Origin of the sequence: Mycobacterium sp., from assembly GCF_035499775.1 — a bacterium.
Lineage (GTDB): Bacteria > Actinomycetota > Actinomycetes > Mycobacteriales > Mycobacteriaceae > Mycobacterium.
This window is the reverse complement of sequence record NZ_DATJYB010000392.1, coordinates 1-12,920: the sequence shown is the minus strand read 5'-3', so window position 1 is coordinate 12,920 and position 12,920 is coordinate 1. Positions and strand designations below refer to the sequence as shown.

Annotated in this window: 16 protein-coding genes; 9 read left to right on the top strand and 7 right to left on the bottom strand. The window is 67.4% G+C overall.

The genetic code is table 11. The annotated features are described in order from the left end of the window. The 7 genes from VML93_RS24350 to VML93_RS24320 form a co-directional block, all read left to right on the top strand. On the top strand, positions 1 to 468 hold a 468-nt coding region (locus VML93_RS24350; RefSeq protein WP_325614838.1), incomplete at its 5' end, for a carboxyl transferase domain-containing protein. Beyond that, the gene (locus VML93_RS24345) at positions 465 to 698 is read left to right on the top strand and encodes an acyl-CoA carboxylase subunit epsilon (protein ID WP_414686429.1); all 234 of its coding nucleotides are present in this window, start codon (positions 465 to 467) and stop codon (positions 696 to 698) included. The genes VML93_RS24350 and VML93_RS24345, both read left to right, overlap by 4 nt. Further along, complete coding sequence (locus VML93_RS24340) at positions 695 to 1,333, top strand: nucleoside triphosphate pyrophosphatase (protein WP_325614837.1); 639 nt, start codon at positions 695 to 697, stop codon at positions 1,331 to 1,333. Before VML93_RS24345 ends, VML93_RS24340 begins: the two co-directional genes overlap by 4 nt. 74 nt (positions 1,334 to 1,407) lie before the next feature. Then, positions 1,408 to 2,301, top strand: a complete 894-nt coding sequence (locus VML93_RS24335) for a sulfurtransferase (protein WP_325614836.1) — start codon at positions 1,408 to 1,410, stop codon at positions 2,299 to 2,301. Next, entirely contained in the window at positions 2,298 to 2,726 is a 429-nt protein-coding gene (locus VML93_RS24330) for a SufE family protein (RefSeq protein ID WP_325614835.1), read from the top strand. Before VML93_RS24335 ends, VML93_RS24330 begins: the two co-directional genes overlap by 4 nt. Before the next feature lie 112 nt (positions 2,727 to 2,838). Then, on the top strand, positions 2,839 to 4,632 hold the full coding sequence (locus VML93_RS24325; protein WP_325614834.1) for an acetyl/propionyl/methylcrotonyl-CoA carboxylase subunit alpha: 1,794 nt from the start codon (positions 2,839 to 2,841) through the stop codon (positions 4,630 to 4,632). A 210-nt stretch (positions 4,633 to 4,842) separates the two neighbouring features. Further along, positions 4,843 to 5,250, top strand: coding sequence for an STAS domain-containing protein (locus VML93_RS24320; protein ID WP_325614833.1), 408 nt, complete (start codon positions 4,843 to 4,845; stop codon positions 5,248 to 5,250). Here VML93_RS24320 and VML93_RS24315 read toward each other — a convergent pair. The 7 genes from VML93_RS24315 to VML93_RS24285 form a co-directional block, all read right to left on the bottom strand. Next, positions 5,221 to 6,009: an RNA polymerase sigma factor SigF gene (locus VML93_RS24315; RefSeq protein ID WP_325614832.1), complete on the bottom strand. Its 789-nt coding sequence runs from the start codon at positions 6,007 to 6,009 to the stop codon at positions 5,221 to 5,223. The two genes, VML93_RS24320 and VML93_RS24315, sit on opposite strands and share 30 nt — an antisense overlap. A 7-nt stretch (positions 6,010 to 6,016) precedes the next feature. Next, the gene (locus VML93_RS24310) at positions 6,017 to 6,454 is read right to left on the bottom strand and encodes an anti-sigma factor (RefSeq protein WP_325614831.1); all 438 of its coding nucleotides are present in this window, start codon (positions 6,452 to 6,454) and stop codon (positions 6,017 to 6,019) included. Positions 6,455 to 6,781: 327 nt separating this feature from the next. Beyond that, positions 6,782 to 7,093: a protein UsfY gene (usfY, locus tag VML93_RS24305; protein ID WP_325614830.1), complete on the bottom strand. Its 312-nt coding sequence runs from the start codon at positions 7,091 to 7,093 to the stop codon at positions 6,782 to 6,784. 121 nt (positions 7,094 to 7,214) lie between these two features. Next, the gene (locus VML93_RS24300; protein WP_325614829.1) at positions 7,215 to 7,595 is read right to left on the bottom strand and encodes a hypothetical protein; all 381 of its coding nucleotides are present in this window, start codon (positions 7,593 to 7,595) and stop codon (positions 7,215 to 7,217) included. A gap of 79 nt (positions 7,596 to 7,674) precedes the next feature. Continuing rightward, positions 7,675 to 8,058 (bottom strand): hypothetical protein, encoded by a 384-nt coding sequence (locus VML93_RS24295; RefSeq protein ID WP_325614839.1) that lies wholly within the window; start codon positions 8,056 to 8,058, stop codon positions 7,675 to 7,677. A gap of 157 nt (positions 8,059 to 8,215) precedes the next feature. Then, positions 8,216 to 9,538: an L-lysine 6-transaminase gene (gene lat, locus VML93_RS24290; protein ID WP_325614828.1), complete on the bottom strand. Its 1,323-nt coding sequence runs from the start codon at positions 9,536 to 9,538 to the stop codon at positions 8,216 to 8,218. A 53-nt stretch (positions 9,539 to 9,591) separates the two neighbouring features. Beyond that, positions 9,592 to 10,044 (bottom strand): Lrp/AsnC family transcriptional regulator, encoded by a 453-nt coding sequence (locus tag VML93_RS24285; protein WP_325614827.1) that lies wholly within the window; start codon positions 10,042 to 10,044, stop codon positions 9,592 to 9,594. 30 nt (positions 10,045 to 10,074) lie between these two features. Here VML93_RS24285 and VML93_RS24280 point away from each other — a divergent pair, with 30 nt between their 5' ends. Together VML93_RS24280 and VML93_RS24275 are read left to right on the top strand one after the other, a co-directional pair. After that, entirely contained in the window at positions 10,075 to 11,310 is a 1,236-nt protein-coding gene (locus tag VML93_RS24280; protein ID WP_325614826.1) for a VOC family protein, read from the top strand. Beyond that, the gene (locus VML93_RS24275; RefSeq protein WP_325614825.1) at positions 11,307 to 12,815 is read left to right on the top strand and encodes an aldehyde dehydrogenase family protein; all 1,509 of its coding nucleotides are present in this window, start codon (positions 11,307 to 11,309) and stop codon (positions 12,813 to 12,815) included. The genes VML93_RS24280 and VML93_RS24275 overlap by 4 nt, the downstream gene beginning before the upstream one ends. Positions 12,816 to 12,920 lie beyond the last annotated feature (105 nt).

The following is a 12,920-nucleotide window of genomic DNA, read 5'->3' as shown; positions in this document are numbered from 1 at the left end:
TTCCTGCCGGGCACCGGCCAGGAATACAACGGCATCATCCGGCGCGGGGCCAAGCTGCTGTTCGCCTACGGCGAGGCGACCGTCCCCAAGATCACGGTGATCACGCGCAAGGCCTACGGCGGCGCGTACTGCGTCATGGGGTCCAAGGACATGGGCTGCGACGTCAACCTGGCGTGGCCGACCGCGCAGATCGCGGTGATGGGCGCCTCGGGTGCGGTCGGCTTCGTCTACCGCCAGCAGCTCAAGGATGCGGCCAAGGAGGGCAAGGACGTGGATGCGCTGCGGCTGCAGCTGCAGCAGGAGTACGAGGACACGCTGGTCAACCCGTACGTGGCCGCCGAACGCGGATACGTCGACGCGGTGATCCCGCCGTCGTACACCCGCGGCTACATCGGCACGGCACTGCGCCTGCTGGAACGCAAGATCTCCCACCTGCCGCCCAAGAAGCACGGGAACATTCCGCTATGAGTAACGAGACACTCCACCCGCACGAGCCGCACCTGCAGGTCCACAAGGGTCGTCCCACCGACCAGGAGCTGGCCGCGCTGATCGCTGTACTGGGTTGCATCAGCGGTTCAGCGGCCGAGCCGGAGCAGCCGCCGCCCACCCGCTGGGGCCTGCCGGTCGACAAGCTGCGGTTCGCGGTCAGCAACCACCAACGAGTCACCCTGCAGGAACGCGTACACATGGCGCGATGACCCGGCTGGTGCTGGGGTCCGCCTCGCCCGGGCGGCTCAAAGTGCTGCGCCAGGCCGGCGTCGAGCCGCTGGTCGTGGTCTCCGGCGTCGACGAGGACCGCCTCACCGCGGGGCTGGGGCCGTCAGCGTCGCCCAACGAGGTGGTGTGTGCGTTGGCCCGCGCCAAAGCCGAGCAGGTCGCCGCCGGACTGGATGACGCCGTCGCGGCGGATTGCGTTGTCATCGGCTGTGATTCGATGCTCTACCTGGACGGCCGGCTGTGCGGCAAGCCGCAATCGGTGGCCGAAGCACGCCAGCAATGGCAGTCGATGGCCGGCCGCGCCGGCCGGCTGTATACCGGGCATTGCCTGCTGCGGCTGCGCGACCACGACACCGTCCAGCAGGAATCTGCAACATCGGTCACCACGGTGCGGTTCGGAACACCCTCGGCCGACGACCTGGAGGCCTACCTGGCCAGCGGCGAGTCGCTGCGGGTGGCCGGGGGTTTCACGCTCGACGGCCTGGGCGGCTGGTTCATCGACGGTGTCGACGGTGATCCGTCGAACGTGGTGGGCCTCAGCCTGCCGCTGCTTCGCTGGCTGCTGCAGCGGGTCGGGGTGTCGGTCGCCGCGCTCTGGGCGGCCCACCCACTTTGACGCCGGCCCGTCCTGCGGCGCACTCGAGCACTGACAAATGCCGGCCGGCAAGCCCCAGCGGTAGGCTCGATTACGTGCCGCTACCCCCCGATCCCAGCCCCACTCTGTCGGCCTACGCCCACCCCGAACGACTGGTCACCGGCGACTGGCTGTCGGCCAACATGGGCGCACCTGGTCTGGTAATCGTCGAATCCGACGAAGACGTCTTGCTCTACGACGTCGGACATATCCCCGGCGCGGTGAAGGTCGACTGGCACACCGACCTCAACGACCCGAGGGTCCGCGATTACATCACCGGCGAGCAGTTCGCCGAGTTGATGGACCGCAAGGGCATCTCGCGCGACGACACCGTGGTGATCTACGGCGACAAGAGCAACTGGTGGGCCGCCTATGCGCTCTGGGTCTTCACGTTGTTCGGCCATCCCGACGTGCGACTGCTCAACGGCGGTCGCGACCTTTGGCTCGCCGAGCGCCGGGACACCACGCTGGACGTCCCGACCAAGACGTCGACCGGCTATCCCGTGGTGGAGCGCAACGACGCGCCGATCCGGGCGTTCAAAGACGATGTGCTGGCGATCCTCGGCACCCAGCCGCTGGTCGACGTGCGCTCGCCCGAGGAGTACACCGGCAAGCGCACCCACATGCCCGACTACCCCGAGGAAGGCGCGCTGCGGGCCGGCCACATCCCCACCGCCCGGTCCATCCCCTGGGGCAAGGCCGTCGACGAGAGCAGCCGATTCCGCGGCCGCGAAGAACTGGAAGAGCTCTACAGCTTCATCAACCCGGACGACAAGACCGTCGTCTACTGCCGTATCGGCGAGCGGTCCAGCCACACCTGGTTCGTGCTCACGCATCTGCTGGGCAAGCCCGGAGTGCGCAACTACGACGGCTCGTGGACCGAGTGGGGAAATACCGTGCGCGTGCCGATCGTCGCCGGCGAAAACCCCGGAGCCTTATCAGCCCGATGACTCTGCCCGCCCCGCTCGCAGAGGTGATGTCCGACTTCGCCGAAGTCCAGGGCCAGGACAAGCTGATGCTGCTGCTGGAATTCGCCAATGAACTCCCAGCGTTGCCGTCCGACTTGCAAGAGGCGGCGATGGAACCGGTGCCCGAATGCCAGTCCCCGCTGTTTCTGCATGTCGACGCGCATGACCCGGGCCGGGTCCGGCTGTATTTCAGCGCGCCGGCCGAGGCGCCGACGACCCGCGGGTTCGCCTCCATCCTGGCCGCCGGCCTGGACGAGCAACCCGCGGCCGACATCTTGGCGGTACCCGAAGACTTCTACGCCGACCTCGGTCTGGCCACTCTGATCAGCCCGCTTCGGTTACGTGGGATGTCAGCGATGCTGGCGCGGATCAAACGGCGGCTGCGGGAGACCGCCGAAGAATCCTGATTTTCTCGACACCGCCTGGTCGGCCCCCCGGCGCGGCGCTTAGACTTCCCCCGAGTTGTAAGAAACTCTCTTAGACAACGAACGTCTGCAGATATGCCAACAGGAGGGCGCAGTGGCAAGTCACGCCAGCTCGAGGATCGCCAAGGTACTCGTGGCCAATCGCGGCGAGATCGCGGTCCGGGTGATCCGGGCGGCCCGGGACGCGGGCTACCCCAGCGTGGCGGTGTACGCCGAGCCCGACGCCGAGGCGCCGCATGTGAGCCTCGCCGACGAGGCGTTCGCGCTGGGTGGCCAAACCTCGGCAGAGTCCTACCTGGACTTCGCCAAGATCCTCGACGCGGCGGCCAAGTCCGGCGCCAATGCGATCCATCCCGGCTACGGCTTCCTGTCGGAGAACGCGGACTTCGCCCAGGCGGTCATCGATGCCGGCCTGATCTGGATCGGGCCCAGCCCGCAGTCGATCCGCGACCTCGGTGACAAGGTCACCGCCCGCCACATCGCGGCGCGCGCCCAGGCTCCGCTGGTGCCCGGCACCCCGGACCCGGTCAAGAACGCCGACGAGGTGGTGGCGTTCGCCAAGGAGTACGGCGTGCCGATCGCGATCAAGGCCGCGTTCGGCGGCGGCGGGCGCGGCATGAAGGTGGCCCGCACGCTCGAGGAGATCCCCGAGCTGTTCGAGTCGGCCACCCGTGAGGCGGTCGCCGCGTTCGGCCGCGGCGAGTGCTTCGTCGAGCGCTACCTGGACAAGCCGCGCCACGTCGAGGCGCAGGTGATCGCCGACCAGCACGGCAACGTCGTCGTCGCCGGCACCCGGGACTGCTCGCTGCAGCGCCGCTTCCAGAAACTGGTCGAGGAGGCGCCGGCGCCCTTCCTGACGGACGCGCAGCGCAAGGAAATCCACGAGTCGGCCAAGCGGATCTGCAAGGAAGCCCACTACTACGGCGCCGGAACCGTCGAATACCTGGTCGGCCAGGACGGCCTGATCTCGTTCCTCGAGGTCAACACCCGCCTCCAGGTCGAGCACCCGGTCACCGAGGAAACCGCTGGGATCGACCTGGTGTTGCAGCAGTTCAAGATCGCCAACGGCGAGAAGCTGGCCCTCACCGAAGACCCCACGCCGCGCGGGCACGCCATCGAGTTCCGGATCAATGGCGAGGACGCCGGGCGCGGCTTCCTGCCCGCTCCCGGCCCGGTGACCAAGTTCCACCCGCCGAGTGGCCCGGGCGTGCGGATGGACTCCGGCGTCGAGACCGGCTCGGTGATCGGCGGCCAGTTCGACTCGATGCTGGCCAAGCTGATCGTCTACGGCGCCGACCGCAACGAGGCGCTGGCCCGGTCCCGGCGCGCGCTGGACGAATTCCACGTCGAGGGCCTGGCCACGGTCATCCCGTTCCACCGCGCGGTGGTCTCCGACCCGGCCTTCATCGGCGACGAGAGCGGCTTCACCGTGCACACCCGCTGGATCGAGACCGAGTGGGACAACACCATCGAGCCCTTCACCGGCGGCGAACCCCTGGACGAGGAGGAGACCCGCCCGCGGCAGACGGTGGTCGTCGAGGTCGACGGACGCCGGCTCGAGGTATCGCTGCCCGGGGATCTGGCGCTGACCGGCGGCGGCTCCGACCCGGCCGGTGTCATCCGCAAGAAGCCCAAGCCACGCAAGCGGGGCTCGCACACCGGTGCGGCAGCTTCGGGTGACGCGGTGACGGCTCCGATGCAGGGCACCGTGGTGAAGGTCGCGGTCACCGAGGGTCAGGAGGTCTCGGTCGGCGACCTGGTGGTGGTCCTCGAGGCGATGAAGATGGAGAACCCGGTCACCGCGCACAAGGACGGCGTGATCACCGGACTGGCGGTCGAGGCCGGCGCGGCCATCACGCAGGGCACGGTGCTCGCCGAGATCAAGTAGGCCTCTCCTGCGGTGTTTCTGTGAATGGCATCGCACGGCGTTGTCGACCCGGCCGACCTTCGGTAGGGTGCGGAACAGGTTGAGTTCACAGCCGCCCGGAGACAGTGCCGTCAGTCAGTGACGCGCGGGAGGCGAAACCCCTGTCGTGAACGCTGTTGGTACTGGCGCGATCCACAGCACGAGTCCTCATCGACCTGATGGGAGTCAGCAATGTCTGTGATCCAATCGTGGCAAAAGAGCCGCACCGCTGAATTCACTGCTCGCCCAGGCCAATCCGCCACAGTGATCACCGTGCACGGCGAGATTGACGCCGCGAACGCCAATCAGTTCACCGAATACGTGCAGCGCGCTCTGCGCCAGTGCGACCGAGTGGTCCTGGACCTGCGTGGTCTGGATTTCATTGGTACTGCCGGGTTTTCAGCGCTGCACCGGATCAACGTGATGTGTTCGGGGGCGGGCGCCCACTGGGTCCTGATACCGGGCCGGGCGGTGCACCACTTGTTGCGGATCTGCGACCCCGACGGAACCCTGCCGACGACGATCTCGCTGGCCGAGTTGGTGACCGGCGACGCAACCGCGAGAAGGGGCCTACTCCAACTGGTCCCGCAGCCGCGCTAGCGACTTGGCCAGCAACCGGGACACGTGCATCTGCGAGATACCGACCCGTTCGGCGATCTGCGTTTGGGTCATCGATTCGAAAAACCTCAGTACCAACACCATTCGTTCCCGCTCGGGCAGTGCCTCAAGCAGCGGACGCAGCGCCTCCTGGTCTTCGATCCGATCGAGACTGGTGTCGACATCGCCCAGCGTGTCGGCGATGGCGCGGGCGTCGTCCTCGTCGCTGCCGCCCGCACTGTCGATCGACAAGGTGTTGTACGAACTGCCCGCCACCAGGCCCTCGACGACCTCTTCGCGGTCCATCCCGAGTTCCTCGGCGAGTTCCGTCGCGGTGGGCGCCCGGCCGAGCCGCTGCGACAGGTCCGCGGTGGCGGTGCCCAGCCGCAGATGCAGCTCCTTAAGCCGCCGGGGGACCTTGACCGACCAGCTGTTGTCGCGGAAGTGGCGTCGGACCTCGCCCATGATGGTGGGCACCGCGAACGAGACGAGATCCGACCCGGTCTCCACGTCGAAGCGGACCACGGCATTGACCAGCCCGACCCGGGCGACCTGAACCAAGTCGTCACGCGGTTCGCCCCGGCCCTCGAATCGCCGGGCGATGTGGTCAGCCAGCGGTAGGCAACGCTCCACGATCTCTTCGCGCTGACGCTGGAACTCCGACGAGTCCTGGGTCAGTGTCGCCAACTCCCGAAACATGTCCGGGACGTCGGCGTATTCGTTAGGGCGCGACACGGAACCGCCGGCAGCTCGCGCTGTCACCTGGCTCTCACCTGCTAGGGGCCGCCCGTGGCGCCGTCAGCGTGATGCCGAAAACACTGCCGGATTCATCGGGCTCGCGTCCGTCATGGAAGGTCTGGACGTCGTCGGCCAGCGAGGTCAGCACATGCCAGCTGAAGCTGCCGGGCGCCACCACATCGTGGGTGTCGCACGCCGCGGAAGCCTCAACCACCAGCTCGTCGTCGCGAGGGTCGACGACGACCGTGAGTATGGCGTCCGGAGTGGCCGAGCGGATCAACCGGGTGCACACTTCGTCCACCGCGAGCCGCAGGTCTGCCACGGCATCGAAATCCAGATCCTCGAAGGTGCCGATCGCACCGACCAGGGTGCGCAGCATCGCCAGGTTCTCCAGGCGTGCAGCAACGTGCAATTCCACGGCCCGTTGGCCGTGTTGGCGCTTGTTAGCGCGCACTTCTGCATCGGTCATATGGTCTCCCGGCAATATCTGATCGACACTACGCCTGCCTTGGACGCCTTCGAGTTGGTTAGTCATGGTCGCCCCCAAGGTATCCGACCCGAGAAAGGGTGAAACTGACGTAACCGATACACGGTGGTGTCGTGATTCGGTGCCCCATGATGGGGTGACCACGCTGACGCAACACTGCCGGTACTCATCATGGTCTAGACGTGATACCCGCTCGACGCGGCCGTCAACCGCTGGTTTTCCCGGTGGCGGGAAAGCACGATCAACCCGTGCGCACGCAGGGCAATTCGCAGGGTCAGGCCGGGATCAGAACCGGACCATGTCTTGGCGCTAGGCAGCGCGCTGGCGCGGCCGGCTATCGGGATGTGCGGCGTACCACTTCTCCTCGATGCGGGTCACACGGCGATGCTCCACGACGAACCACAGCGCTCCGGCGAGCATTCCGAGCACAGCGATCAGTACCGTCGTGGGGAGCCACTCGTAATGCCGGTAGCTTGCGGCTACCGCCGTGCTGATCATCCCGGACACTGCCACCACCAGCAGAATCAACCCGGGCCAGAAAAAGTTGTCCTTCATGACGATGCCAGCGTGCGGTTGCGTGGTCCGGGAGTAATCCGTCGGCTCGTGATGCGTGTCTCCCATCACGTCTCCCTCCCTCATTGGACGAGACAACAAAATGCTACCCACTCGGCGGACCCGGCGAAATGCCGAATTTGGCCGGTGTTACCGAGCGCACGGCTCTGCGTGTGTCGCCCCGATTTGGTCAGGCCGAGCGAGCGTCCTCGCGGGCGAACAAGTCGGGCAGTGAAATTGCCCCAACCGTTGTCACGAGCCACACCACAACCGTTGTGGCCACCCAGGATGCAAATCCGCCAATGGTGAGCCCGTGAGTCCATTCCGAGGCAAGAATCAACGCGACGATGGTCAATGCCAGGCCGGTGCCGCCAAGGAGCAGCGACGCATAACCGTGGGGCAACTTCAAGATCGACAACGACAGAACCGCCTGCGCTACCGAGAACACCAGGACGGCGACGATGAACCCTGACACCGACAACGAAACTCGGGGGACAACCGATGCCGCCACCAGTAGTCCGGTCGCCCACGATGCCAGAAGCACAACTGCGCGCAACACGATTTGGCTCATGCCAATAAGCGTAGGTCCCGGGATTGTGGCTGTGAAGAACCGCGTTTAACCATCAAATTCTGGCTTCACGGCCGACGACTCAAAAAGCCATTACCGGTCCGACGATCGGTGGAACAACCATCGACAGCGTCAGAACCATCAGCGTCAACAAGAACCACCCGGCGCCGTGCCAGCCCCACCAGGTGCCCTCGTTGCGCCACACGCGGTAGGTACGCACGAACGCCCACAGTCCGGCGACGAGCAAGATCAGCGGCCCGCCCAACCCCAGCAACGTCCGCTGAGGCGGGCCACACGCGACGGTGTCGACACTGCCGCCCCCGCAGGTACTGACCCACAATGCAGCCACGATGACGAAGCCGATTCCGCCGACGGCAGCCAGGACCGCGAACCGGATCGCGGCGCGAACCTCGCCATCCTCTTGGCCCAGGCGATCACCAGGTGATCGCTCATGCGCCTGCTGCATCTTGGACCTCATGTTCCGGTATTCGGCTGCTCTGGGACTCATCGGTGTTTTCGTTCGCTGCGTCGTATTCGTTTCAGGCCTAGTCAACGCTTTCCACGCCTCTGAGGGTTAACTCGAACTGGATACCCCGTTTCGCCTGGCGTAACCGTCTTCGCGCCTACCGCAGGGCCGTCAAGGCGCCGCGCACGGCGGTGATCGCCGCGTCGATGTCGGACGGCGAAACAGTGAGTGCGGGACGGAACCGCACGCCGTGTGTGCCGGTCGGAAGCAGGATCACCGCGCGTTGCCACAACTGGCGCAGCACCTCGTCGCGGTCGGCGGTGCTGGGCAGGCTGAACGCACACATCAGGCCGCGGCCGCGCGGGTCGAGAACGACGCCCGGGAAGTCATCGGCGAGCTCGCCGAGCCGGGCAAGCAGGTAGCGGCCCCGCTCGGCGGCGCGTTCGAACAATCCGTCGGCCTCGATCACCTCGAGGATGCGCCGGGCGCGCACCATGTCGACGAGGCTGCCGCCCCACGTCGAATTGATCCGGGAGGCGACCGCGAACACGTTGTCGGCGATCTCGTCGACACGGCGACCCGCCATCACGCCGCACACCTGGGTCTTCTTGCCGAACGCCACGACGTCCGGGTCGGCGCCCAATTGCTGATAGGCCCAAGGGGTTCCGGTCAACCCGCAGCCGGTCTGCACTTCGTCGACGATCAGCAGCGCGTCGTGCTCGTCGCACAGTTCGCGCATCTTGGCGAAGAACTCGGGACGGAAGTGACGGTCCCCGCCCTCGCCCTGGATGGGTTCGGCGATGAAGCAGGCGATGTCGTGCGGATACGCCTGGAATGCCGCGCGGGCCTGGCGCAGCGACTCGGCTTCGAGCGCGTCCATGTTCACGCCTGGCCGCAGGTAAGGCGCGTCGATGCGCGGCCAGTCGAACTTCGGGAAACGCGCGACAGCAACCGGTTTGGTGTTGGTCAGCGACAGGGTGTAGCCGCTGCGGCCGTGGAATGCCCCGCGCAAGTGCAGCACCCGGGTTCCCAGCGCCGGGTCCATGCCGTGTTTCTCGTTGTGCCGGCTCTTCCAGTCGAAGGCCACCTTCAGCGCGTTCTCCACTGCCAGGGCGCCGCCTTCGACGAAGAACAGATGCGGCAGCGCCGGGTCGCCCAGGACCCGGGTGAAGGTCTCCACGAAGCGGGCCATGGGCACCGAGTGCACATCGGGATTGGCGGGCTTGTTCACGGCGGCCTGAAGGAGCTCGGCACGGAATTCTTCGTCGTCGGCCAGGGCCGGATGGTTCATGCCCAGCGCCGACGACGCGACGAAGGTGAACATGTCCAGGTAGCGCCGCCCGGTTCGGGCGTCGACCAGATAGGACCCGGACGAGCGATCCAGATCGAGCACCAGGTCGAAACCGTCGACCAGCATGCTGCGGGACAGCACCTCGTGCACCCGGTCGGGTTCGGTCAGCAGATCGGCCAGCGCGGTCATGCCAGCCATGATAGCGGTATTTTTACGAAATTATGACACCATATCAGTAAAATTTAAGGTATATACTGCCTGTCGCTGTAAAAAGTATTCAATATGATGGTGCTTCGGGTCTTCACGTTCGCCGCTGTCCGGATCCGTTGCAGCAGATCCTCCAGCGCACGCGCGGACTCGACGCGCACCAGCAGGATGTAGCTTTCTTCGCCGGCCACCGAGTGACACGACTCGATCTCCTCGATGTGTTCCAGGCGGGCCGGCGCATCATCGGGTTGAGACGGATCAAGAGGAGTGATGGCCACGAACGCCGACAGCAGGTGCCCGACGGCCTCCGGGTTGATCCGCGCGCAATACCCCGACACCACGCCGCGAGACTCCAGCCTGCGCACCCGCGACTGGACCGCCGACACCGACAAGCCGGCGCTGGCGGCCAGCTCCGACAGGGTGGCACGGCCGTCGGCGACCAGCGCGCGCACCAGGATCCGGTCGATGTCGTCGAGCGCCTCACCCATGGCCGGAGATTATCGCAACGACGGGCTGCCATGAGGTGGTTGACGACCTGGCAGCTGCGGGCCGGCTTCGCCGCGGGGCTGTCGGCGATGTACGCCGGCGAGGTGCCCGCCTACGGCACGCTGGTGCAGGTCAGCGAAGAGGTCAACCGGGACTATGTGGCACGCCATCCGGATGCCGAGCGGCTCGGCTCGCTGCGGCGGGTCACCGCGGAGCGACATGGCGCCATCCGGGTGGGCAGTCCGGCCGAGCTGGCCGCCGTCGCCGACCTGTTCGCCGCTTTCGGCATGCTGCCGGTGGGCTACTACGACCTGCGCACCGCGGATTCGCCGATCCCCGTGGTGTCCACGGCGTTTCGTCCCGTCGACACCGACGAGCTGGCGCGCAATCCGTTCCGGGTGTTCACCTCGTTGCTGGCGACCGGCGATCCCAGGTTCTTCGATGCCGGCCTGCGGGCCCGCGTGGAGGCGTTCCTGGCGCGGCGGCGGCTGTTCGATCCCGAGATGCTGGCCCGGGCGCGCGCCATCGCCGACGACGGCGGCTGCGAGGCCGGGGCGGCGCCGGCTTTCGTCGCGGCGGCGGTGGCGTCGTTCGCGCTTTCCCGCGAGCCGATCGACCGGGCCTGGTACGACGAGCTGTCGCGGGTGTCAGCGGTCGCGGCGGACATCGCCGGGGTGGGCTCCACCCACATCAACCACCTGACGCCACGCGTCCTCGACATCGACGACCTGTACGCCCGGATGACTGGGCGCGGCATCACGATGATCGACGCCATCCAGGGACCGCCGCGCAGCGACGGACCCGGCGTGCTGCTGCGCCAGACCTCATTCCGCGCGCTGGCCGAGTCGTGTCTGTTTCGCGACGCCGACGGCACGGTCAGCCCGGGCAGCTTGCGGGTGCGCTTCGGTGAGGTCGAGGCGCGGGGGGTGGCGCTGACGCCGCGGGGCCGGGAGCGCTACGACGCCGCCATGGCGACCGGTGATCCGGCCGCGGCCTGGAGGCAGTTCTTCCCGTCGACCGATGCGGAGATGGCGGCGCAAGGGCTGGCCTACTATCGCGGCGGCGACCCGTCGGCACCCGTCGTCTACGAAGACTTCCTGCCGGCGTCGGCGGCGGGCATCTTCCGCTCCAACCTGGACCGCGACGGTAAGGCCCAGGACGTCCTGAACCCAGCCGATGATTCCGGCTACGACATCGCATGGCTGGCCGGCGCGATCGGCCGCGACATCCACGACCCGTACGCGCTTTATCAGGAGGCAGCTGCATGAACGACGACCTGCGTGCCCGGGTGACCGGGGCTTTCGACGCGATCGAGGTAGCCGTCGAACTGGGCGAGCCGGGTGCGCAGGGCCTGCCGGCCAGCACCCCGATCACCGGCGAGGTGCTGTTCACCGTCGCGCAGACCACTCCCGAGCAAGCCGACCAGACCGTCGCCGACGCCGCGGAGGCGTTTGCGGCATGGCGCGCCACACCGGCCCCGGTGCGCGGCCAACTGGTGGCCCGGCTCGGCGAGCTGCTCACCGCCCACAAGGACGACCTCGCCACGCTGGTCACGGTCGAGGTAGGCAAGATCACCTCCGAGGCGCTGGGCGAAGTGCAGGAAATGATCGACGTCTGCGATTTTGCGGTCGGCCTGTCACGCCAGCTCTACGGCCGGACCATCGCGTCGGAGCGCCCCGGGCACCGGCTGCTGGAGACCTGGCATCCGCTCGGTGTGGTCGGCGTGATCACCGCGTTCAACTTCCCTGTCGCGGTCTGGGCGTGGAACGCCGCGGTGGCACTCGTGTGCGGCGACCCGGTGGTGTGGAAGCCGTCGGAGCTGACGCCGTTGACCGCGCTGGCCTGCCAGGCGCTGATCGCCCGCGCGGCCGCCGACGTCGCCGCGCCGCCCGCGGTGAGCGGCCTGCTGCTGGGCGGCCGCGAGCTGGGCGAGCGGCTGGTCGACGACGCCCGGATCGCGCTGTTGTCCGCGACCGGTTCGGTGCGGATGGGTCAGCAGGTCGGTCCGCGCGTCGCGCGTCGCTTCGGGCGGGTTTTGCTGGAACTGGGCGGCAACAACGCGGCCATCGTGACGCCGTCGGCCGATATGGACTTGGCGGTGCGCGCCATCGTGTTCGCCGCCGCCGGCACCGCCGGTCAGCGCTGCACCAGCCTGCGCCGGCTGATCCTGCACCGCTCGGTGGCCGACTCGGTCGTCGAGCGCGTCGTCTCCGCCTACCGGCAGCTAACGATCGGCGACCCGTCGGCTCCCGGTACGCTCGTCGGCCCGCTCATCCACGAGACCGCCTACCGCGACATGGTGGGGGCGCTGGAACAGGCGCGCGCCGACGGCGGCGAGGTCATCGGCGGGGAGCATCAGAAGGTGGGCGCGCCGGGCGGATACTACGTCGCACCGGCCGTCGTCCGGATGCCCGCACAGACCGACATCGTGGCCACCGAAACGTTCGCCCCGATCCTCTACGTGCTGACCTACGACGATCTGGACCAGGCGATTGCGCTGAACAACGCGGTACCGCAGGGTCTTTCGTCGGCGATCTTCACCACCGACCTGCGCGAGGCGGAGCGATTCCTGGACGGCTCGGACTGCGGCATCGCCAACGTCAACATCGGCACGTCGGGCGCTGAGATCGGCGGCGCGTTCGGCGGCGAGAAGCAGACCGGCGGCGGCCGGGAGTCCGGCTCGGACGCCTGGAAGGCCTACATGCGGCGCGCCACCAACACCGTCAACTACTCGAGCGAGCTGCCGCTGGCCCAGGGTGTGCAATTCGGCTGAGCATCTGCTCTGGCGGAACGCGTTACACCCATGAGTAGTATCTGTCCCATGGCAACAGCCAGGAGGCGGCTATCCCCCGAGGACCGCCGAGCTGAGTTGCTTGCT

Excerpts from the sequence above, each read along its gene's own strand:
- VML93_RS24340 (WP_325614837.1), top strand. The coding sequence starts at position 695 with ATGACCCGGCTGGTGCTGGGGTCCGCCTCGCCCGGGCGGCTCAAAGTG.
- VML93_RS24300 (WP_325614829.1), bottom strand. The coding sequence starts at position 7,595 with ATGAGCCAAATCGTGTTGCGCGCAGTTGTGCTTCTGGCATCGTGGGCG.
- lat (WP_325614828.1), bottom strand. The coding sequence starts at position 9,538 with ATGACCGCGCTGGCCGATCTGCTGACCGAACCCGACCGGGTGCACGAG.
- VML93_RS24275 (WP_325614825.1), top strand. The coding sequence starts at position 11,307 with ATGAACGACGACCTGCGTGCCCGGGTGACCGGGGCTTTCGACGCGATC.
- usfY (WP_325614830.1), bottom strand. The coding sequence starts at position 7,093 with ATGGGAGACACGCATCACGAGCCGACGGATTACTCCCGGACCACGCAA.
- VML93_RS24295 (WP_325614839.1), bottom strand. The coding sequence starts at position 8,058 with ATGCAGCAGGCGCATGAGCGATCACCTGGTGATCGCCTGGGCCAAGAG.
- VML93_RS24320 (WP_325614833.1), top strand. The coding sequence starts at position 4,843 with ATGTCTGTGATCCAATCGTGGCAAAAGAGCCGCACCGCTGAATTCACT.
- VML93_RS24330 (WP_325614835.1), top strand. The coding sequence starts at position 2,298 with ATGACTCTGCCCGCCCCGCTCGCAGAGGTGATGTCCGACTTCGCCGAA.
- VML93_RS24345 (WP_414686429.1), top strand. The coding sequence starts at position 465 with ATGAGTAACGAGACACTCCACCCGCACGAGCCGCACCTGCAGGTCCAC.
- VML93_RS24285 (WP_325614827.1), bottom strand. The coding sequence starts at position 10,044 with ATGGGTGAGGCGCTCGACGACATCGACCGGATCCTGGTGCGCGCGCTG.
- VML93_RS24310 (WP_325614831.1), bottom strand. The coding sequence starts at position 6,454 with ATGACCGATGCAGAAGTGCGCGCTAACAAGCGCCAACACGGCCAACGG.
- VML93_RS24280 (WP_325614826.1), top strand. The coding sequence starts at position 10,075 with ATGAGGTGGTTGACGACCTGGCAGCTGCGGGCCGGCTTCGCCGCGGGG.